Source organism: Exiguobacterium sp. RIT594 (assembly GCF_003339585.1).
GTDB lineage: Bacteria > Bacillota > Bacilli > Exiguobacteriales > Exiguobacteriaceae > Exiguobacterium_A.
Window position 1 is genome coordinate 198340 of the sequence record NZ_QPKF01000001.1, and the last position, 20821, is coordinate 219160.

Annotated in this window: 19 protein-coding genes; 18 read left to right on the top strand and 1 reads right to left on the bottom strand. The window is 50.2% G+C overall.

All coding sequences use genetic code 11. The features are described from left to right. Positions 1 to 44: 44 nt before the first annotated feature. The 12 genes from prfB (at position 45) to DVG79_RS00995 (ending at position 15279) form a co-directional block, all read left to right on the top strand. On the top strand, positions 45 to 1145 hold the full coding sequence (gene prfB / locus DVG79_RS00940) for a peptide chain release factor 2 (RefSeq protein WP_114595100.1): 1101 nt from the start codon (positions 45 to 47) through the stop codon (positions 1143 to 1145). A gap of 66 nt (positions 1146 to 1211) precedes the next feature. Then, positions 1212 to 1715, top strand: coding sequence for a GNAT family N-acetyltransferase (locus DVG79_RS00945; protein WP_114595101.1), 504 nt, complete (start codon positions 1212 to 1214; stop codon positions 1713 to 1715). Between the two features lie 101 nt (positions 1716 to 1816). Then, a complete protein-coding gene (locus DVG79_RS00950) occupies positions 1817 to 2686 on the top strand; it encodes a YitT family protein (protein ID WP_114595102.1) in 870 nt (289 codons plus the stop codon). Between the two features lie 110 nt (positions 2687 to 2796). Next, positions 2797 to 3159: a cytochrome c551 gene (cccB, locus tag DVG79_RS00955; RefSeq protein ID WP_199505838.1), complete on the top strand. Its 363-nt coding sequence runs from the start codon at positions 2797 to 2799 to the stop codon at positions 3157 to 3159. Between the two features lie 194 nt (positions 3160 to 3353). Further along, positions 3354 to 4040: a cell division ATP-binding protein FtsE gene (gene ftsE / locus DVG79_RS00960; RefSeq protein ID WP_014971187.1), complete on the top strand. Its 687-nt coding sequence runs from the start codon at positions 3354 to 3356 to the stop codon at positions 4038 to 4040. Next, complete coding sequence (gene ftsX, locus DVG79_RS00965; protein ID WP_012371286.1) at positions 4030 to 4929, top strand: permease-like cell division protein FtsX; 900 nt, start codon at positions 4030 to 4032, stop codon at positions 4927 to 4929. The genes ftsE and ftsX overlap by 11 nt, the downstream gene beginning before the upstream one ends. Positions 4930 to 4970: 41 nt before the next feature. Further along, positions 4971 to 6374, top strand: coding sequence for a M23 family metallopeptidase (locus tag DVG79_RS00970; protein ID WP_114595103.1), 1404 nt, complete (start codon positions 4971 to 4973; stop codon positions 6372 to 6374). Between the two features lie 95 nt (positions 6375 to 6469). Beyond that, positions 6470 to 7891 carry a S41 family peptidase gene (locus DVG79_RS00975; RefSeq protein ID WP_114595104.1) on the top strand — a complete coding sequence of 474 codons (1422 nt, stop codon included), beginning with the start codon at positions 6470 to 6472 and terminating at the stop codon, positions 7889 to 7891. 19 nt (positions 7892 to 7910) lie between these two features. Then, complete coding sequence (locus tag DVG79_RS00980) at positions 7911 to 9074, top strand: PDZ domain-containing protein (protein WP_114595105.1); 1164 nt, start codon at positions 7911 to 7913, stop codon at positions 9072 to 9074. Positions 9075 to 9242: 168 nt separating this feature from the next. Further along, positions 9243 to 11210, top strand: a complete 1968-nt coding sequence (uvrB, locus tag DVG79_RS00985) for an excinuclease ABC subunit UvrB (RefSeq protein WP_369835014.1) — start codon at positions 9243 to 9245, stop codon at positions 11208 to 11210. Between the two features lies 1 nt (position 11211). Then, positions 11212 to 14067, top strand: coding sequence for an excinuclease ABC subunit UvrA (uvrA, locus tag DVG79_RS00990; protein WP_114595107.1), 2856 nt, complete (start codon positions 11212 to 11214; stop codon positions 14065 to 14067). Between the two features lie 108 nt (positions 14068 to 14175). Continuing rightward, positions 14176 to 15279 (top strand): DUF4097 family beta strand repeat-containing protein, encoded by a 1104-nt coding sequence (locus DVG79_RS00995; RefSeq protein WP_114595108.1) that lies wholly within the window; start codon positions 14176 to 14178, stop codon positions 15277 to 15279. 106 nt (positions 15280 to 15385) lie between these two features. Here DVG79_RS00995 and DVG79_RS01000 read toward each other — a convergent pair whose 3' ends face one another. Beyond that, positions 15386 to 15778 (bottom strand): hypothetical protein, encoded by a 393-nt coding sequence (locus tag DVG79_RS01000; RefSeq protein ID WP_114595109.1) that lies wholly within the window; start codon positions 15776 to 15778, stop codon positions 15386 to 15388. A 120-nt stretch (positions 15779 to 15898) separates the two neighbouring features. Here DVG79_RS01000 and hprK point away from each other — a divergent pair, with 120 nt between their 5' ends. The 6 genes from hprK (at position 15899) to DVG79_RS01030 (ending at position 20785) form a co-directional block, all read left to right on the top strand. Further along, entirely contained in the window at positions 15899 to 16834 is a 936-nt protein-coding gene (hprK, locus tag DVG79_RS01005) for an HPr(Ser) kinase/phosphatase (protein WP_114595110.1), read from the top strand. After that, the gene (gene lgt, locus DVG79_RS01010; protein WP_114595111.1) at positions 16834 to 17667 is read left to right on the top strand and encodes a prolipoprotein diacylglyceryl transferase; all 834 of its coding nucleotides are present in this window, start codon (positions 16834 to 16836) and stop codon (positions 17665 to 17667) included. Before hprK ends, lgt begins: the two co-directional genes overlap by 1 nt. A 4-nt stretch (positions 17668 to 17671) precedes the next feature. Continuing rightward, the gene (gene ppaX / locus DVG79_RS01015; RefSeq protein WP_114595112.1) at positions 17672 to 18328 is read left to right on the top strand and encodes a pyrophosphatase PpaX; all 657 of its coding nucleotides are present in this window, start codon (positions 17672 to 17674) and stop codon (positions 18326 to 18328) included. Next, on the top strand, positions 18312 to 18794 hold the full coding sequence (locus DVG79_RS01020) for an acyltransferase (RefSeq protein WP_114595113.1): 483 nt from the start codon (positions 18312 to 18314) through the stop codon (positions 18792 to 18794). Before ppaX ends, DVG79_RS01020 begins: the two co-directional genes overlap by 17 nt. 29 nt (positions 18795 to 18823) lie before the next feature. Beyond that, positions 18824 to 19204, top strand: coding sequence for a sporulation phosphorelay system protein KapB (gene kapB / locus DVG79_RS01025; RefSeq protein WP_114595114.1), 381 nt, complete (start codon positions 18824 to 18826; stop codon positions 19202 to 19204). Positions 19205 to 19300: 96 nt separating this feature from the next. After that, complete coding sequence (locus tag DVG79_RS01030) at positions 19301 to 20785, top strand: tetratricopeptide repeat protein (protein WP_114595115.1); 1485 nt, start codon at positions 19301 to 19303, stop codon at positions 20783 to 20785. The last annotated feature ends 36 nt before the right edge of the window (positions 20786 to 20821 follow it).

The window sequence follows — 20821 nt, forward strand, 5'->3', positions numbered from 1 at the left end:
GGGAGATTCCTGCCTCTTTTGACGGAAAGAGAAGGTGGAACACAATGGAATTAGCAGAAATACGCAATACCGCCGAGTGGATGGAAAAGAAACTCGATGAATACAAGGCATCACTCGATCTCGAGAACAAAATCTCACGCATCGAGGAGCTTGAAAATGAGATGACATACCCGGACTTTTGGAACAATCAGGAGTCGGCGCAAAAAGTCATCGATGAATCAAACGGTCTGAAGGCAATGGTCGATAAATACCAGCACCTCGCAGACGGTCACGAAAACATCGTCCTGACGTACGAATTGATTAAAGAAGAGCCGGACGTCGAATTGCAGGAAGAACTGGAGTCGGAACTCGGCGACATCAAAAAGAAATTTGACGAGTTCGAACTGCAAATCCTGTTGAACGGCGAATACGATGCGAACAACGCGATTCTCGAATTGCACCCGGGAGCGGGCGGAACCGAGTCACAGGACTGGGCATCGATGTTACTCCGGATGTACCAGCGTTTCTGTGACAAGCAGGGCTGGAAAGTCGAAACGATGGACTATCAGCCGGGTGACGAAGCCGGTGTCAAATCGGTCACGCTCCGTATTCAAGGGCACAATGCCTATGGGTATTTGAAAGCGGAAAAAGGGATTCACCGTCTTGTCCGGATCTCGCCGTTTGATTCGTCAGGCCGTCGCCATACGTCGTTCGTGTCGTGTGACGTCATGCCGGAATTCAACGATGATATCGATATCGATATCCGCACGGAAGATTTGCGTGTCGATACGTACCGGGCATCCGGTGCCGGTGGACAGCACATCAATACGACGGACTCTGCCGTTCGGATCACACACATCCCGACAGGCGTCGTCGTGTCATGTCAGCAGGAACGGTCGCAAATCAAGAACCGTGAAGCGGCAATGAAGATGTTGAAAGCCAAACTCTACCAACGTGAAATCGAAGAGAAGCAAAAGAAACTCGACGAAATCCGCGGTGAAAAATCAGACATCGCGTGGGGCAGTCAGATTCGTTCGTACGTCTTCCACCCGTACAGCATGGTCAAGGATCACCGGACGAACTACGAAGTTGGGAATACGCAAGGGGCAATGGATGGCGACATCATGGGCTTCATCGATGCGTACCTGCGCTTAATGAATATGTAAGTCCATATTCCGCCGGCCTTTGTGTCGGCGGTTTTTTTCTACCAATCGATTCAGGAGGCGGAACAGATGCAGATTCGTACAGAAATATTCAAAGATGCGGCCGGAATCCGGCTTGTCCATCAAGCCGCGTTTGGTCAGCGGACGGAAGCCGATCTTGTCGAAGCGTTACGGGAAGACGAGGCGTCACTCCCGCACTACAGCCGCGTCGCCGTCACGGACAAGGGAGAGATTGTCGGACATGTCCTGCTGAGCCGGATTTACATCGAGGACATTCCGTCGCTCGCACTCGCGCCGGTCGGTGTCAAACCGCACTGGCAACGCAAAGGCATCGGGTCGGAACTGATCCGTCAAGTGATTGAAGATGCCCGGGAAGCCGGTGAATCGCATATCGTTGTCCTCGGTCATGACAGTTATTATCCGCAGTTCGGCTTCGAACGGGCTGTCGATTATGGCATCGAAGCGCCATTCCCGGTACCGACGGACGTCTTTCTCGTCATGCCGCTTGAACGACAGGCGTTAAAAGGGATTCGTGGTGTCGTCCGGTACTCGAAACCCTTTAGTGCGGTATAAGAGAACCACTGCGAGTTGCTCAGCCCTTCTAGTCGCTCCACTGTTTTTCCGCTAAAATGAAAAACGGGTTGTAGAACTTATATAAGGGGACATGTAACGTTATGACATCAACACGTCAGGAAGTCGTTCGCGACTATATTTATTTATTGCTCGGTTCTGTGTTTGTCGCCAGTGCGTTCAGTTTATTTTTGGCACCGAACCAGTTGGCCTCCGGAGGCGTCAGCGGTCTGTCGATCGTCTTAAACGATCTGTTCGGAATTTCACCGGGCTTGTTTCAGCTGATTGCCAATATCGTTTTGCTGGCCATCGGCTGGATGATTCTCGGGATGGGCTTCGGCGTCAAATCGCTCGTCGGCTCAATCTTTTTACCGGTCGTCATCCTGGTTTATGAACGGTTCGAGGTGCCGGCAGCGACGATGAATCCGATGCTTGCTGCGATCTTCGGCGGAGCCGGTGTCGGCATCGGTCTCGGTCTGATTTTTAAAGCCCGGGCCTCGACCGGCGGGATGGATTTGATTGCCCAGATTCTGCACCGCTTCACGAAAATTCCGCTCCATTTCTGTATCGCGTTGCTCGACGGGACGATCGTCATCAGTGCCGCAATCATCTTCTCGCTTGAAATCGGTTTGTATGCCCTCGTTGCCTTGTTCATTACGATCAAGATGATTGATGTCGTCCAACTCGGCATCACGAACGATAAGCTGGCGTATATCATCTCCGATCAACGGGAAGCGCTCGTCAAAGAGATTTTCCAGACGCTTGACCGGGGAGCGACGGAAATCGAAGCGGCCGGTGCCTTTACCCGGACACGCAAGCCGATGCTGATGGTCGTCGTCCGGCAGGGGGAAATCACGACGTTAAAGGAAATCGTCAAGCACATCGATCCGACAGCCTTTTTGGTCGTCAGTGAAGCCCATGAAGTGCTGGGACTTGGTTTTTCAGATGATAAACGGTACCGGAATGTGCCGTAATCGTTTGTTATTCGTGAAGTTTTTGTGAAATCACGCTTAAAAAGTAGCGATAACGGTTATACTCTAATAACAAACAACGTTATTTGGTACTTACTAAGGGGGATATACGGATGAAACTGAAAAAACTTTTACTCGCAGCCGGACTCGGTGCGACGCTTGTACTCGGTGCATGCGGCAGTGACGATTCAAGTTCGTCTGATACATCAAAAGACGAGTCGACGATGAGCGATGATTCGTCAAAAACAGAAACAGCGGTTGACGCTGAAAAAATCTTCGCCAACAACTGTGCTTCGTGTCACGGGAATAATCTCGAGGGAAATGTCGGACCGAACTTGACGAAAGTCGGAGCGAAATATTCTTCGGAAGAAATTCAAAAAATCATCAAAAACGGTAAAGGGCAAATGCCAGCCGGTATCCTGAAAGACGACAAAGAAATCGTCGCCGTTGCGGATTGGTTAGCTGACAAAAAATAATTATGTGATAGTATGGGGCTAGAGATGACGAACATGACAAATGTTCGCTGTCCGGCTCCCTTTTTTTATGTAAATCAGCCGGAAATGACATTTGATTGTAATGTGCTTAAAAATTGTTGCCTGTTATAATGGGGGTCGGTAGGCGTTAAGACCTATCTGATCAGCATCAGTAATCAAGTAAGGATGTGAAGTAAGTGATCAAGATGCAACAAGTCAGCAAAATTTATCCGAACGGTGTCACGGCACTTCGTGAAGTCAATTTGACGATCAACCAAGGCGAATTCGTCTATATCGTTGGTCCATCCGGAGCCGGGAAATCGACATTCATGAAAATGATGTATCGCGAAGAACGTCCGACAAGCGGTTCGTTTTTATTTAAAGGAATTGAAGTAGGTAAGTTGAAAAACCGCCAAATCCCCGAACTTCGTCGCCAAATCGGCGTCATCTTCCAAGACTTTAAACTACTCCCGTCCTTGACGGTTTATGAAAACGTCGCGTTCGCCCTTGAAGTTGTCGGGGAAGACCGCTCGCAAATCCGTAAGAAAGTGCTTGAAGTACTCGATCTCGTGAAGTTGAAGCACAAGGAACGGAACTATCCTGATGAATTATCCGGTGGAGAACAGCAACGGATCTCGATCGCGAGAGCCATTGTCAATCGTCCGTCACTTGTCATCGCCGATGAGCCGACAGGAAACCTTGACCCGGATACAGCATGGGAGATCATGGAAGTATTTGAAGAGATTTATCGCCGTGGGACAACGGTCGTAATGGCGACCCACAACCGAGATATCGTCAATAAGATGCGTCATCGCGTCCTCGCAATTGACGGTGGAAAAATCGTCCGAGACGAAGAGAAAGGAATGTACGGCTATGAAGTTTAATGGATTCCGTCATTTACGGGAAGGGGCAAAAGGTCTCGTCCGAAACGGCTGGATGACATTCGCTTCCGTCAGTGCCGTTACCGTGACCTTATTACTCGTCGGGATTTTTGCGATGGTCATGTTCAACGTCAACAAGATTTCCGATAACGTCGAAAAAGACGTCGAAATTCAAGTGTTCGTCGAACGAGAGTCCGATCAGGCAAAAATCGATGCAGTTGGAAAAAAACTAGAACAGATGCCGGGTGTTGAATCTGTTCGTTACAGCTCAAAAGAAGAAGAACTGGACCGCTTCAAGGAACAGCTTGGCGAAGGATCACAGGCCTACCAGTCGGTTGAGAAGGATAATCCGCTCCACGACCGGTATATCGTCAAGGCAACTTCACCAAATGAGACAGAAACTATTGCAAATACCGTCAAAAAAATGGAAAATATAGATAGTGTCGAATATGGCGAAGATTATGTTGAGAAGATGTTCAACTTCCTTGAAGGGGTTCGGATCGGCGGAATCATCCTGATTGTCGGTTTGACATTCATGGCGATGTTCCTCATTTCGAATACGATCAAGGTCACGATTTTCTCACGTCGCCGTGAGATTGAAATCATGCGACTCGTTGGTGCAAAAAACGGCTTCATCCGTGCACCGTTCTTCATCGAAGGACTGCTGATGGGGGTACTCGGGGCACTGATTCCGATTGCCGTCGTCTACTTCGGATACGAAGTGACGTACAATGCATTGCAACCACAACTCGTATCATTGAATGCCTCGATTTTCACCTTGATTCCACCGGGTGAACTGTCGATTCAAGTGTCTGTCATTCTGCTCGCACTCGGTGCCTTCATCGGTGTCTGGGGATCAACGACGTCACTTGGCCGTTTCTTGAAGATTTAAATTCTGAAAATCAAATAAAAGATAGAGGAGAGATGCTTCTCATGAAGGTCCGATTCTGTTCTACCGTCCTAAGCTTGGCATTAATTGGTTCAAGTGTATCCGTTCAGGCAACGTCCAAGGAAGATTTGTTGAAGGAACAACAGGAGGTCGAGTCCCGTCTGCAAGAGACGGAACAATCGCAGAATCAGACATCGGAGAAGTTGATCTTGACGAAACAGGAGCGCAAGGAAGCAAAAGCGCGCCTGGATGAAGTCAACAGCCGTCTGGAAGATTTAGCGAGTAAGATTGCGGATCAACAGGCGGCTGTTTCTGTTGCCAAAGAAGAACTGGCGATCGTCACCCGGGCCGTCAGTCAAACGGAATCGAAACTCCGGACACAGGAAAAATTGATCGGGGACCGGTTGCGGTCCGTCCAACGGGATGGGGATGTCAAATACATCGAAGTATTGCTCGATGCAAAGGACTTTGGAGATCTGATTTCGCGTTTCAGCACTGTCAGTGAAATCATCAAGCAGGATGACGGTGTCCTGCAGACCTATCAGGCAAACGTCAAACAATTAACCGAACAACGGTCCGAGCAGGAACTCGTACTCGGACAATTAAAAAAAGAGCAGCGGAAGCTGTTGATTTTGCAGACCCGGATCATCGCGGAATCCGAAGTCAAACGGACGTTGGTCGTCCGGTTGAACAGTCAGGTCGAACAGTTGCAACAGGAACAGTTCACGAAAGCGGAAGAAGCGGCGATCCTTGAAGACCAGCAACGTCTGATCAGCCGTCAGTTGGAAGAGTTGCGTGCGGCCGAACTACGGGCGCAACAGGAAGCAAAAGAACGTGCCGAAGCGGCGCAAAGAGCAGCCGCTGCCCGGGAAGCGGAGGCGGCAGCAGAAGCCGAGCGGCAGGCAGAGCAGAAAGCAAAAGCAGAAAAAGAACAGCAAGAACAAAATCAACCAGCGTCCCGTCCACCGACGGCTTCGGAACCGGTGACGGAAACACCTTCTGCCCAACCGGAGACATCGGAACCGGGCGCAATCGTAAAGCCTTTCCTGTTGCCTGTCACAGGTTATGTCTCGTCCCCGTTCGGTCCCCGCAACAACCCGTTGACCGGGAAGTCGGAACGGCACACCGGACTCGATCTCGTTAATGCCAAAGGGACGCCAATCAAAGCAGCGGCCGGCGGGATTGTCCTCCGGGCCGGCAGTGCAACCGGCTACGGAAATGTCGTCATGATTACGCATTTGATTGACGGCAAAGTCTGGACGACCGTTTACGGACACCTCGATTCGGTTTCTGTCAAAGCCGGACAAACGGTCATGCCGGGGGATATCGTCGGCAAACTCGGTTCAACCGGCTGGTCGACAGGGCCGCATCTCCACTTTGAGATCCATCGCGGTGAGTGGGCCGTCGGACAACCAAATGCGGTTGATCCGGCACCGTACATCTTATAACTTCAACGAGCGACTGACGAAAAGATAGGGTAACCTATCTTTTTTTGCTATACTGAAAAAAATAGCAGGTTTACACCAGAAACGAGGAATTACGCGTGAAAAAATCGACAACGGCCGTCATAGCGGTCAGTACGTTTGGTTTGGGTCTTGGAGCAGGGGCTGTCGGGATGTTAGCGGCAGGTGGAACGGATTCAGTGGCGACGAGTTCTTCGTCTAACGCAACGGGAGATTGGAAAAAAATTGATCAGGTCAGACAGATGATTTCCCAAAATTATCTCGAGGACGTGACGGATCAGGAGTTGCTCGAAGGGGCACTGACGGGAATGACGGAAGTCCTCGACGATCCGTATTCCGTCTACATGGACGAATCGGAAACGGCATCGTTCAACACGAATTTGTCGTCTTCATTCGAAGGAATCGGTGCGACCCTCGAACAAAAAGGCGAATCGATTGTCATCGTCTCACCAATCAAGGGATCGCCCGCTGAAAAAGCCGGTATCAAACCGGGGGATATTATTTTAGAAATCGACGGTAAATCAACAAAAGGACAGAAAACGGATCAAGCGGTCAAGAAAATCCGCGGCGAAAAAGGGACGAAAGTCGTCTTGACGATTCAACGCGGCGGTCAGGATCCGATGAAGATTTCGATCGTCCGCGATACGATTCCGATTGAAACCGTCTATTCGAAGACGGAAAAAGTCAACGGCAAGACGATTGGTGTCCTGCAGGTGACACAATTCTCGGATCCGACGGCAAAAGAGTTCGAGGAACAACTCGCAGCGCTCGAGGAGAAAAACATTGATGGACTCGTCATCGATGTCCGGGGAAATCCGGGCGGCCTGCTGACGGCCGTCTCGCAAATGATTGCGCCGTTCATTCCGAAAGAGACACCGATTTTCCAGGTGGAGGACAACAAAGGGGAACGGACGCAGGAATTCGGGAAAGCGGACGAGAAGAAACCTTATAAGCTCGTTGTCCTTGAAGACAGCGGATCGGCCTCGGCTTCGGAAATTCTGGCAGCCGGTCTCAAAGAAGGCGCCGGTGCGGAAGTGGTCGGGACGAAGTCGTTCGGGAAAGGAATCGTCCAAAGTGCCTATGATTTGAAAGACGGCAGTGATTTGAAGCTGACGACGAATAAATGGCTGACTCCGGACGGAAACTGGATTCACAAAAAAGGGGTCAAGCCGACAGTCGAAGTCAAGCAGCCGGATTACTTTAATGTGACGAAGATTCTAACCGATGACAAGACACTTGCGACTGGGGATTACGGCAAAGCCGTCGAGAACGCGCACCTGGTCCTCGAAGCAATCGGCTTCGATCCAAAAGGACAGGATGGTTACTATGGCGATACGATGAAGCAGGCCGTCGAGCGTCTTCAAAAAGAAGCGAAACTCGAAGTGACCGGTAAAATCGATCAAGTCACGGCGTCCGAAATGGAAACCCGTCTCCTGAAGAAACTGGAAGATGAAAAAAATGATGTCCAGCGCATCAAAGCACTGGAAGTCGCGGCACAATAACTCACAGAAAGAGGTCTGAATGAGCGTGGAATTACTCGATGGATTCGGTTGGACAGTGATTAGTCTCTTCGCTAGTCCAATCTTGTGGTTAGCAATTCTAGTCAGTTTTTTACTCAGTATGCGACGTGTCAAACGCGAACGGAATCTGTTCCGCTCACGCACGCGTAGCAAACGGACCGATGTCTTCGAAACGCTTGTTGCAGGCTTCGTCGTTGGTCTTGTCTTATCCGTCATCAGTATAAGTCTGACATTGACGGTCTCGTCAGAGTTTCTAATCGCCTTCATGGTGTTGACGTTCCTGGTTTTGTTGACGGGTATCATCCGCTTCAATTTACCGCTCGGACCGCTTGTCATCCTGGCAGGACTCACCTGGTTCATGACGAGTGACCGGATTGACGGTCTCCGCGATGTCAGCGTCAGCGATTGGATGCTGCTTGCGACCCTGTCGTTAGGTGCCGAATTGCTGTTGCTGATCTGGCGGGGGAAAAAGAATTTATCGCCGTCGCTCGTCTTATCGAAACGGGGACGTTACATCGGCGGGCTGTCGTCCAACAAACTGTGGCTGATTCCGCTCGTCGTCTTCGTGCCGGGAAGCAGTCTCGAAGCCTTGATTCCGCAGTGGTCGTTTCCGGAATTCGTTCCGATTGTCTTGTTCCTGCCGATCGGCTTCAGTTTCCTCTTTACCGGCCAGTTGCCGGACCAGTTGATCCGTCCCCTGATCAAAGGGCGGCTGATCACGTTCCTGTTGTCCGTCGTGCTCGCGGCAGGCGCCTTCCTGACCGGACAGGACATCTGGTTGTACGGGTTGCCGGTCCTGCTCATGATTCACCTGATTCTGCATCAGCGGACGAAACGACTTAACCGGTCCCAGACCCCGTTGTTCCTGAACGGTAAACGTGGGGTCGTCATTCTGGGAACGTTACCGGAGAAACCGGCTTCCGAGATGGGGCTTGTTCCGGGTGAAGCAATCTATAAAGTCAACGGAGAGTTCGTCGAGTCGGAGAAATCGTTTTATGAAGCGATTCAAAAACATAAACCGTACCTGCGTCTCGAAGTCATGAACCATAACGGAGACGTCCGGTTCGCACAGAGGGCCTTTTATGAACAGGATCACCACGATCTCGGGATTTTGTTCGTCAGTGAGCCCGGTAACAAACGGACGAAAATCCGGACGCTTCAGTGAGTCAAAATCAAAATCCAGCTCAAAAAAACAGTTCAGCCTACGGGCTGGACTTTTTCTTTTGGCGAAAAACGGGTAACTTCTAAGAGGAGCACTTCAAAGTCGAATGTTTGTTCGTAAAGTGGTACAATAAAAATAGATTTTGTGAACTGGATGAGGGGGAAGAATACGATGGATTTTGAGTTAGTATCACCATTTGAACCGGGTGGCGATCAGCCGGAAGCGATTAAAAAATTGATTGCAGGCGTCAAGAACGGTGAACGCCATCAGACGTTGCTCGGCGCGACAGGGACAGGGAAAACCTTTACCGTCTCGAACGTCATCAAAGAGATTAAGAAGCCGACGCTGGTCTTGGCACACAATAAGACGCTTGCCGGTCAGCTGTATTCGGAGTTCAAAGAGTTCTTCCCAAATAATGCGGTCGAATATTTCGTCAGCTTTTATGATTATTACCAACCGGAAGCCTATGTACCGTCGACGGATACGTTCATCGAAAAAGACTCATCAATCAACGATGAGATTGACAAGCTGCGTCACTCGGCGACATCTTCCCTGTTCGAACGGGAAGACGTCCTGATTGTCGCGTCGGTGTCGTGTATCTATGGTCTCGGTAATCCGGAAGAGTACAACAACCACGTGCTGTCGTTGCGTGTCGGAAACGAGATGGGACGAAACGAGATGTTGCGTCGTCTGATCGACATTCAATATGAACGAAATGATATCGACTTCCAGCGCGGGCGGTTCCGTGTTCGGGGTGATGTCGTTGAAATCTTCCCGGCGTCCCGCGATGAACAGTGTGTCCGGATCGAATTTTTTGGAGATGAGATTGAACGGATCCGTGATATGGACCCATTGACAGGGGAAATCATTGCCGACCGGGAACACATTTCGATTTTCCCGGCATCCCACTTCGTGACGGGGGATACCCGTCTGCAAAAAGCGATTACGAACATTGAGGCTGAGCTCGAAACGCAACTCGCGAAGATGCGCGAAGACGGCATGTTGCTCGAAGCCCAGCGTCTCGAACAACGGACGAACTACGATCTCGAGATGATGCGCGAGATGGGCTACTGTTCCGGAATTGAAAACTATTCCCGTCACTTGAACTTAATGCCACCGGGCTCGACACCGTATACGCTGATCGACTATTTCCCGAAAGACTTCTTACTCGTTGCCGATGAGTCGCACGTCACATTGCCGCAAATCCGCGGTATGTATAACGGAGACCAGGCACGGAAACAAGTTCTCGTCGATCACGGTTTCCGTCTGCCGTCGGCGAAGGATAACCGGCCGCTCCGGTTCGAGGAGTTCGAAGAGAAGGTCAGCCAAGCGATTTATATCTCGGCGACACCGGGTCCTTACGAAATCGAACATACAAAAGAGATGGTCGAACAGATCATCCGGCCGACCGGACTCGTTGATCCGACAATCGAGATTCATCCGATCACGGGACAAATCGACTACTTGATGGATAACATCCGGGAGCGTGTCGCGAAAAATGAGCGGGTGCTCGTGACGACGCTGACGAAAAAAATGTCGGAAGACTTGACGGACTATCTGAAGGAACATGGCGTCAAGGTCAACTATATGCACTCGGAAATCAAGACCCTCGAACGGATTGAAATCATCCGCGACCTGCGGCTCGGCAAATACGATGTCCTCGTCGGGATTAACCTGTTGCGGGAAGGACTGGATATTCCGGAAGTCTCGCTCGTGACGATTCTCGATGCCGATAAAGAAGGATTCCTGCGTTCGGAACGGTCGCTGATTCAGACGATCGGCCGGGCCGCCCGGAACTCGGAAGGACACGTCATTCTCTTTGCCGATAAGATGACCGACTCGATGCAGCGGGCCATTGATGAAACTGAACGGCGGCGCAACATTCAGCTCGCCTTTAATAAAGAGCACGGCATTACGCCGAAAACGATTCAAAAAGATGTCCGGGGTGTCATCAGTACGACGATTGAAAGTGATGATACCGTCGAGAAACTCGAGAAGTTCAATAAACTGAAAAAACCGGAACGCGAAACATTGCTCGAACAGCTCGACCAAGAGATGCGTCAAGCGGCAAAAGACATGCAGTTTGAACGGGCAGCAGAATTGCGTGACCTTATCTTAGAATTGAAAGCAGGTGCCTAAGTTGGCAGAAAAAAAGAACAAGATCATCATCAAGGGCGCTCGCGTCAATAACTTACAAAACATCGATGTCGAAATCCCACGCGATCAGCTCGTCGTCTTGACGGGCTTATCGGGATCGGGGAAATCATCGCTCGCGTTTGACACGATTTATGCGGAAGGGCAACGACGGTATGTCGAAAGTCTGTCCGCTTACGCCCGTCAGTTTTTAGGTCAGATGGACAAACCGGATGTCGATGCGATTGAAGGACTCAGTCCGGCCATTTCAATCGACCAAAAGACAACGAGTAAAAACCCGCGGTCGACGGTCGGGACGGTCACGGAAATCTATGACTACCTCCGTCTGCTGTATGCACGGATCGGGAAACCGATCTGTCCGAATCATGGCATCGAAATTTCGAGCCAGACAATCAGTCAGATGGTCGACCAAGTGATGGAACTGCCGGAACGCAGCCGTCTGCAAATTCTCGCGCCGATCATTTCCGGACGAAAAGGCGCTCATGTCAAAGTCTTCGAAGATTTGAAAAAAGAAGGTTTCGTCCGCGTCCGTGTTGATGGAGAAACGATTGATTTGACGGATGACATCGAACTCGAGAAAAATAAAAAACATTCGATTGAAGTCGTCGTCGACCGGGTCGTCGTTCGTCCGGACGTCGAAGCCCGCCTGGCGGATTCGCTTGAGACGGCACTTCGTCTCGCTGACGGTCGCGTCATCGTCGATACGATGGACGGGAACGAACTGTTGTTCAGCGAACACCATGCCTGCCCGATCTGCGGTTTCTCGATCGGTGAACTTGAACCACGCATGTTCTCGTTCAACTCACCGTTTGGTGCCTGTACATCATGCGACGGTCTCGGAACGAAACTGGAAGTCGACGTCGATCTCGTCGTGCCGCATCCGGATAAGTCGCTTAACGAAGGGGCGATTATCGCCTGGGAACCAACCAGTTCCCAATACTATCCGCAACTATTGGCAGCGGTCTGCAGCCACTTCAACATCGATATGGATACGCCGTTCGAACAGTTGTCGGAAGAACACCGCGATATTCTATTGAACGGTAGCAGTAAGGAAGAAATTCAGTTCCGCTATGAAAATGACTTCGGGATGGTCCGGAATACATCATTGTTCTTTGAAGGCGTCTTGAATAACCTGCAGCGTCGCTTCAAAGAGACGTCATCGGACTACATCCGCGAACAGATGGAAGGGTACATGGCGAAAAAGGCTTGTCCGACGTGTAAAGGACACCGTTTGAAACGTGAATCCCTCGCCGTCAAAGTGTCAGGAATCCACATCGGTGACGTGACGAAGATGTCCGTCAAACAAGCCGTCGTTTGGTTTGAAGAGTTACCAAGTAAATTATCGGAAAAAGATCAGACGATTTCCCGGATGATCGTCCGCGAAATTCATGAACGGTCGTCGTTCCTCGAAAACGTCGGGTTGGATTATCTGACGATCTCGCGTGCTGCCGGCACATTATCCGGTGGGGAAGCGCAACGGATTCGTCTTGCGACACAAATCGGTTCGCGTTTGACAGGCGTTCTCTATGTCCTTGATGAACCGTCCATCGGACTCCACCAACGCGATAACGACCGCCTGATCAATACGTTGAAGACGATGCGCGATCTCGGAAATACGTTGATCGTCGTCGAACACGATGAAGATACGATGATGGCGGCGGATTACCTGATTGATATCGGACCGGGAGCCGGCGATCACGGCGGATTCGTCACGGCAGCGGGGCGTCCGGAAGAATTGATGCAGGATCCGAACTCATTGACGGGACAATACCTCTCCGGCAAGAAGTTCATTCCGGTCCCGTCTGAACGGAAACAACCGGACGGTCGGGCCTTACGAATCCATAAAGCATCGGAAAACAATTTAAAAAACGTCGATGTCGACATTCCGCTTGGATTGTTCGTTGCCGTGACCGGGGTATCCGGTTCCGGGAAATCGACATTGATCAATGAGATTCTCTACAAGACGATTGCCCATGAGATGAACCGGGCAAAAGAAAAACCCGGAGCGCACAAAGGGATTTCCGGACTCGATCAAATCGATAAGGTCATCGATATCGATCAGTCGCCGATCGGTCGGACACCTCGTTCGAACCCGGCAACCTACACCGGTGTCTTCGACGATATCCGTGACGTCTTTGCGTCGACGAACGAAGCAAAACTCCGCGGCTACAAAAAAGGTCGCTTCAGTTTCAACATCAAAGGCGGACGCTGTGAAGCCTGCCGCGGCGACGGAATCATCAAGATCGAGATGCACTTCCTGCCGGATGTTTACGTGCCGTGTGAAATCTGTCACGGTAAACGCTATAACCGGGAAACGCTGGAAGTGAAATATAAAGGCAAGACGATTGCCGATGTGCTTGAGATGACAGTCGAAGATGCGTTGGAATTCTTTGAAAAGATTCCGAAAATCAGCCGGAAACTGCAGACGATTGCCGACGTTGGTCTGACATACATGCGCCTCGGACAACCGGCGACGGAACTGTCCGGCGGAGAAGCACAGCGGGTCAAGCTGGCATCCGAATTGCATAAACGTTCGACCGGGAAAACGATTTATATTCTCGATGAACCGACGACAGGACTGCACGTCCACGATATCGCCCGGTTGCTGAAAGTCTTGCAACGACTTGTCGACAACGGGGACACGGTGCTCGTCATCGAACACAACCTGGATGTCATCAAAACAGCCGACTATTTGATCGATCTCGGACCAGAGGGCGGAGACGGTGGCGGGAAGATTGTCGCGACCGGGACACCGGAAGAAATCGCAGCGGTCAAGGAATCCTATACAGGTCATTACCTGGCACCTGTTCTCGAACGAGACACGGCCCGAATCAAATCGTGAAACTTTTTTGATTCAGGAATCGTAAAAAGGGAAGTAAGGAAAGTAGAACGAAGTAAATAAGCAAGTCACATCGATTAACGTGTACCAGATCAGAGGAGGGAACTATTGATGAAGCAAGATATGCGCCAACTGATACTTGAACAAGTGAAAGAAGGAAAGCTGACGATTGACGAAGCGCTCGACAAACTCGAACGGCTTGAGGCAATCGATCAGCACCCGTCGTCGGCAAGTGAGCATAAATATGTGGACGAACCGGAACAATACGACCGGGTTGATCATTATACGGTCGATTCTTTGACAACAAAGGTCATGTCAGCTTTTGACGGCCTCGTCAACCGGATTAAAGAGAGTGACTTGTCACTCAATCAAACGTCCGGACCGAACGTCACGTACGTCAAACAATTCCCGTTCAGTGGTGAGACGATTCATTTGGACTTATTTAATGCCAATGCCATCGTTGAACCCGGTGACCTGGAAGAGTGTGAGTTGACCGTTACGGGTCGCCCGCTCCGTCAAGTGAACGAAGAACAGGCACTGGAACAGCTGCAGGCAGCACTTCAGCACTCTGTCTCTGCGAATACGTTATCGATTCGTTTAAAAGACAAACGTGTTCGGGCGACGGTTCATTTGAAGATTCCACGCCGTCACTATGAATCATTGATCTTGCAGACGTTAAACGGGGAAGTGACGTTGTCGTCACTCGATGCGACGTCGGTGCAACTGATGACAGCAAACGGACGGATCCATGTCCGCGACCTGTTCAGTGAAGACGTGAAGACATCAACAGCCAACGGTTCGATTGAAATCGAAGAATCGGAAATCAAGTCGTTAAAAGCGAAGACCGCCAATGGTCAAGTCATCGCGACCGGTGTATTTGAACGCTCTGAACTGAAGACGGCGAACGGAAACGTCCGTTGTGAACTGAAGACGGTGCAGGACGCGAAGATTCAAGCCTCATCACTTGCGGGAAGTATCGCCTTGATGTTACCGCACGGTGCGGAAGTCTATGGTGAACTGGAAACGAACTTTGGCGGGTTGAACTGTAACCTCGATGAGATGGAATTGATCCGTGATCAAAAAGAAGTCGTCAACCGGAAACTCCACTTCCTGTCAGGTCGTGGACGGACGCCGAAGATTGAAGTCGCTGCCGATACGAAGACGGGTACCATTTCCGTCACACACGGTGTGCACTTGAGTCCGCAAGCCTTATAATCCGAGTCCTGTCCCTTGATTCATAAGGGGCAGGATTTTTTTGCCGAAAAAAAAGACGACCCGCTATCATAAGATAGGGAGTCGCCGGATGGAAAAGTGGTCCTGCTTAATAATCGTAATCTTGATCCATCATCGGATCGTCAAGATTCATGTTTTCGAAGTTATTCATGTCATACCCAAACGATAAGAGCGTGATGACGCCGATGATTCCGAGAACGATCGAGAGAATGATCAAGGCAATCCCCATCCAACTCTTCCGGCGTGAACGGTTCCAGTAGAAAATAATGGCTAAAATATACGAGATGAACGAACCACTGATGAAGATTCCGATAATCGAGATGATGAAGAATAATAATGCCGTTTGATCCTGATTCCGCGAATACGCTTTCCACATATCGATCAAGGCGATGATCAGATAAACAAAGCCGACGATGGCGAGAATTGCGAATAAAATCATGATGATAATAATGCCGATTCCGCTGCCTGTTGATTCCATCATAATAAAACCTCCTTTTTTTCCTATCTGTACTCCATTCCCAAGATTGCCCACTTCTAATCGAAATCCTTGATTTTGAGAAAAATATGGTACAATACTTCAAGTGAAAGGGGCTGATTGAGCGTGCAACCAAAAGTGCGAACAGCTGAAATCGTAAAGCAATTCAATTTAAAAATTGTCACCGGAGAAGAAGGACTGCACCGTCCGATTCTGACGGCTGATCTTTGTCGACCGGGTCTTGTCCTCGCCGGATATTACGCCTATTATCCAGCAGAACGTCTGCAGATTCTTGGGAAAACGGAATTGACGTTTTTCAACAACCTGACGTATGAGGAACAGCTCGAACGGGCAAACGTTCTCTGTACGGATGAGACACCGGGAATTTTGATTACACGTGGTTTTGATGTACCGGAAGCAATCGTCAAGGCAGCGGACGAAACGAATGTCCCTCTTTTGACGACGAAGGGACATACGACATCGGTCGAATCACAAATTACGAACTTCCTTGAAGCGGAACTGGCACCGACGACGGCGATGCACGGCGTGCTCGTCGATATTTACGGGGTCGGTGTCTTCATCAAAGGGGCAAGCGGCGTCGGGAAATCCGAGACAGCCCTTGAACTCGTCAAACGGGGACACCGTTTGGTCGCCGATGATTCGGTCGAGATTCGTCAGACCGGCGACGGGATTCTCGTCGGGACAGCTCCGAAATTGATTCAGCATCTGCTTGAAATCCGCGGAATCGGTATCATCGATGTCATGACCTTATTCGGTGCCGGTGCCGTTCGTTCGCACAAAAAAATCAGCCTTGTCTGTAATTTAGAAATTTGGGATCAGGCGAAAGTCTATGACCGGGTAGGACTGGACCAGGAAACCCTGCAAATCATTGATACGGAAATCCCGTTCTTAACGATTCCGGTTCGTCCCGGACGAAACTTGGCTGTCATCATCGAGGTGGCGGCGATGAACTACCGTCTGAAGAACATGGGCATCAACACGGCAGAAGAGTTTGCCGGTCGTCTTGCAAAAGCGATTGAAGACGGGAACGGTGGTCTATGATGGGAACATTAGCGAGTGTCCAACCGACGTTTGATCGCGTCGCCATCGAGTTAGGCCCGATTCCGATTTACTGGTACGGGATTGTCATTGCACTTGGCGCGGTCGTCGGTCTGATGATTGCCATCTTTGAATCCAAACGGATCGGCTTTAACGAAGAATATGCCGTCGATGTCGTCATCTGGTCGATTCCGATCAGTATTATCTGCGCCCGGATTTATTATGTCGCGTTTGAATGGGATTATTATGGTCAAAATCTCGATCAAATCATCAACATCCGCCAAGGCGGGATTGCGATTCATGGTGCCATCATCGGTGCGATTTTGACCGTTCTGATTTATACGCGCAAGAAAAACATCTCGTTTTGGCAAATTGCCGATATTTTGGCACCGTCGCTCTTATTCGGACAAGCGGTCGGTCGCTGGGGCAACTTCTTTAACCAGGAAGCCCACGGCGGAGAAACGACATGGACATTCCTGCAGGATACGTTGCACTTACCGGACTGGATCGTCAATCAGATGTATATTGACGGGGTCTACTACATTCCGACGTTCTTATATGAAAGTATCTGGAACATCATCGGTGTCATCCTGTTGATTGTCTGGCGGATGAAGTTCAATCCGCGCCGCGGTTATGTGTTCCTCGGTTACCTGATCTGGTATTCGATTGGCCGTTTTTACATCGAAGGTTTACGGACGGACAGTTTGATGATGGGAGGCGGACTGCGGACCGCGCAAATCGTCTCGATCTGTTTGATTGTCTTTGGTCTGATCATGCTGTTTATCCGAAAAAATGCCGTCCGTTATTTGGACGGAACAAAACGGGAGGCGAAATGAACCGATGATTCAAACGATTCTCTTTGATCTCGACGGGACGTTGATTGATACGAATCCCCTCATTTTAAAAAGTTTTGCCCATACGCTCGATTATTATTATCCGGACCGGACGTTTACGGAAGCAGAACTGCTTCCGTTCATCGGACCGACGCTTGAAAAGTCATTTTCAGAAATGAACGCGGACCAGTGGAAAGAGATGGTCGCGTTTTACCGGAGTTACAACATCGCGATGCATGACGCACTTGTTCTTGAGTATCCGGGTGTTCTCGACGGATTACGCCGATTGAAGGAACAAGGCTACAAGATGGCGATTGTCACGTCGAAGAGTCGCCGCGTCGCGTTAAAAGGAATCGAACTGTTTGGACTTTCCCATCTGTTTGACGCGGTCATCGCGGCAGATGATGTGACGGAAGAGAAACCGGCTGTCGAACCGTTTGAAAAGGCGATGGCATTACTCGGTTCGACACGCGAAGAAACGATCATGGTCGGTGACAATGATACGGACATCCACGGCGGAAAGAATGCCGGTCTGAAAACCGTTGCCGTCGGCTGGGCGATTAAAGGACGTCCGTATCTCGAAGCATTGGAACCGGATGTCATCATCGATTCGATGGAACAGTTGAGTGACTGGATCGAGGCCGAAAATGCCAAGGCGGACTGACCGGTATCACGTCGGGTCAACGAACCCGCTTTGGCATATGTACCGGACGGTGTCGTTCTTCAAAGTGATGTGGTGTTTTACGATCATCACGATCGGCCGGTTCTCACCGTCGCTTCGTTTCAAGAACAGTCTCTACCGGACGTGTTTACGGATGAAAATCGGTGACCGGACGGCACTCGCTCTGATGGTCATGCCGGATACGATGTTCCCGGAACGGATTACGATCGGCTCCAATACGATCATCGGCTTTAATACGACGATTCTTTGTCACGAATATTTGACGACGGAATACCGGATCGGCAACGTGACAATCGGAAATGATGTGTTGATTGGCGCGAACGTGACGATTTTACCCGGTGTGACAATCGGGGACGGTGCGATGGTCGGAGCCGGTTCCGTCGTCCATCGGGATATTCTGCCCGGAGAACGGGTGTCGAGTCAGCCGCTCCGCCGGCACGAAATGTGACGAAAATGTGAGAGGAAGGAGAGGACGAGATGAATCAAATCCGCTTTACGTACAAAACAGGAAAGTATTTCGGAAGATTATTTGCCGAACGTCCGCAAGGATTGGTCGTCGAGGTACTGGCCGTCGAGAAACACCCGATTCAAGGTGACTTGCACAATCCGAATCAGGTCGACGTGCCGCTCTTCCATGTCCGTACTGCCTTACACCCGCACGAAAAAGTAACGGTTGCTCCCGGTGTCGTTTATGCCTATGAAGGCGAGATTCCGAGCTACGCCGAAAGCTTACGCCAAGCGTTCGATAAAGAAGTTGAACGATTGAATGGACAAAACCCGCAAGCGGATGCTTTCGTACAAAAATGCTTGGAGAATTACAAGGAACTGGAATCGATTTATGCGAAACGTTGGGGATAAACCCCGGCGTTTTTTTCTGTTGCAACGGTTTCCGAGATAGGTTATTCTTGTCTCTGCAACTACGAAACCAGATTTAGATCTATGGGGGCTTGAATCATGATGGAATTAACTGAATACAAAGCAGACCCCTTTGCGATTACAACGCGCCAAGCGGAGCTTTTTTATTTCCGCGGACGGAAGGCGCACCGGGAAGGGCGACTGGAAGAGGCGGTTTATCACCTTGATGAAGCAACGACGCTTCAGCCGAGTGATGTCCGTTATCTTTTACGTTACGCTCGTGTTTTGTTCGAGACAGGCGAAATCAATCATGCCAATGATGTCTTGAAACAAGTGCGGACGCTCGACCAGTCAAATACCGAATCATTATTTTATTTAGCGAATAACTACGCGCATGTCTCCTTATATGAAGAGGCGAAAAATTATGCGCTTGAATATTTATCCAGTGCACCAAACGGGAAACACGCAGAGGCATCGGCCGCGCTCGTGGAATTAATCGATCTCGAACAAGAGATGGAAGATGACGATGAGGATGAATTGATTCGTTTACATGCTCAGGCACAACGTCAAATCGACAAAGGGATGCTCTTTGCGGCGCAGGAAACGCTCGAATCCCTGATCGTCCAGTACCCGACCTTCTGGCCGGCCTACAACAATCTTGCCATCGTCGAGTTTTACCTCGGAGAAAATGACCGGGCGTTTGCTTCACTGGAACAGGTCCTCGATGGAAATCCGGGAAACTTGCATGCTCTCTGTAACACGCTCGTGCTGTTGCATGAGATGGGACAGGATGAAGAAGCACACCGGTTGTCGAACAAACTCGAGCACGTCCGCTCCTTCAACCTTGAGACGCGCTACAAGGTCGCGTCAACGCTTGCGATCATCGGTCGTCACGATTTGGCCTACGAAGAACTGAAGTTACTGGAACGCCGCGGTTACCGTGGAGACCCGTTGTTCGGACACTGGCTGTCGATCTCAGCTTTCAAGACGGGACACGTCGAAGAAGCAGCTGCGTTCCTTCAATCAGAAGAAGCGCAAAGTATGCGGGAAGAACAGGAAGCTTACGACATCCGTCATAACCTTCAGTTCCGCTCGGCCTTGATCCAAGCCTTGAAGACGGAAGACGACGTCTCACGGATTTTTACGGCGTTGTTACTCGGCAAGCTGAACGATGAAGAAGCCAAGCTCGCATTATCGATGATGCCGGAAGTAACGGATCATCCGGACGTCCTCCTGCTGACGGAACAAATCATTCATGAGATGAAAGGGGAGCACGACGTCGTCGATGCCCGGATTCACCGTGCCTTGATGACGATTCGTCTGGCGGAACGATTCGTCTCGGATGAAGAACGGATGAGCCTCGAAGGTGATTTTTACGAACGGTTTGCGCGACTCGTTTTAAGCGGTGAGACGTTTGATTCGGTCGAACAGTCGGCTGCGGCTCTGATTTATTTATTCCACGATGTCCGTGACGGCATGTTGATTGAAGACTGTGCGGCACTCGTTCACGTTTCCTTTGATGATGCGGCAGCAGCGATCCGTTCCTATCAACGCGTTTTGAACCCGGCTCGTGCAAAGTGTTAGACGTTTGTACGATTCTCACCTATACTCAAGTTACAA

Coding starts and splice junctions, on each gene's coding strand:
- prfB (WP_114595100.1), top strand. CDS start 45: ATGGAATTAGCAGAAATACGCAATACCGCCGAGTGGATGGAAAAGAAA.
- DVG79_RS00945 (WP_114595101.1), top strand. CDS start 1,212: ATGCAGATTCGTACAGAAATATTCAAAGATGCGGCCGGAATCCGGCTT.
- DVG79_RS00950 (WP_114595102.1), top strand. CDS start 1,817: ATGACATCAACACGTCAGGAAGTCGTTCGCGACTATATTTATTTATTG.
- cccB (WP_199505838.1), top strand. CDS start 2,797: ATGAAACTGAAAAAACTTTTACTCGCAGCCGGACTCGGTGCGACGCTT.
- ftsX (WP_012371286.1), top strand. CDS start 4,030: ATGAAGTTTAATGGATTCCGTCATTTACGGGAAGGGGCAAAAGGTCTC.
- DVG79_RS00970 (WP_114595103.1), top strand. CDS start 4,971: ATGAAGGTCCGATTCTGTTCTACCGTCCTAAGCTTGGCATTAATTGGT.
- DVG79_RS00980 (WP_114595105.1), top strand. CDS start 7,911: ATGAGCGTGGAATTACTCGATGGATTCGGTTGGACAGTGATTAGTCTC.
- uvrB (WP_369835014.1), top strand. CDS start 9,243: ATGGATTTTGAGTTAGTATCACCATTTGAACCGGGTGGCGATCAGCCG.
- DVG79_RS00995 (WP_114595108.1), top strand. CDS start 14,176: ATGAAGCAAGATATGCGCCAACTGATACTTGAACAAGTGAAAGAAGGA.
- DVG79_RS01000 (WP_114595109.1), bottom strand. CDS start 15,778: ATGATGGAATCAACAGGCAGCGGAATCGGCATTATTATCATCATGATT.
- lgt (WP_114595111.1), top strand. CDS start 16,834: ATGGGAACATTAGCGAGTGTCCAACCGACGTTTGATCGCGTCGCCATC.
- ppaX (WP_114595112.1), top strand. CDS start 17,672: ATGATTCAAACGATTCTCTTTGATCTCGACGGGACGTTGATTGATACG.
- DVG79_RS01020 (WP_114595113.1), top strand. CDS start 18,312: ATGCCAAGGCGGACTGACCGGTATCACGTCGGGTCAACGAACCCGCTT.
- kapB (WP_114595114.1), top strand. CDS start 18,824: ATGAATCAAATCCGCTTTACGTACAAAACAGGAAAGTATTTCGGAAGA.
- DVG79_RS01030 (WP_114595115.1), top strand. CDS start 19,301: ATGATGGAATTAACTGAATACAAAGCAGACCCCTTTGCGATTACAACG.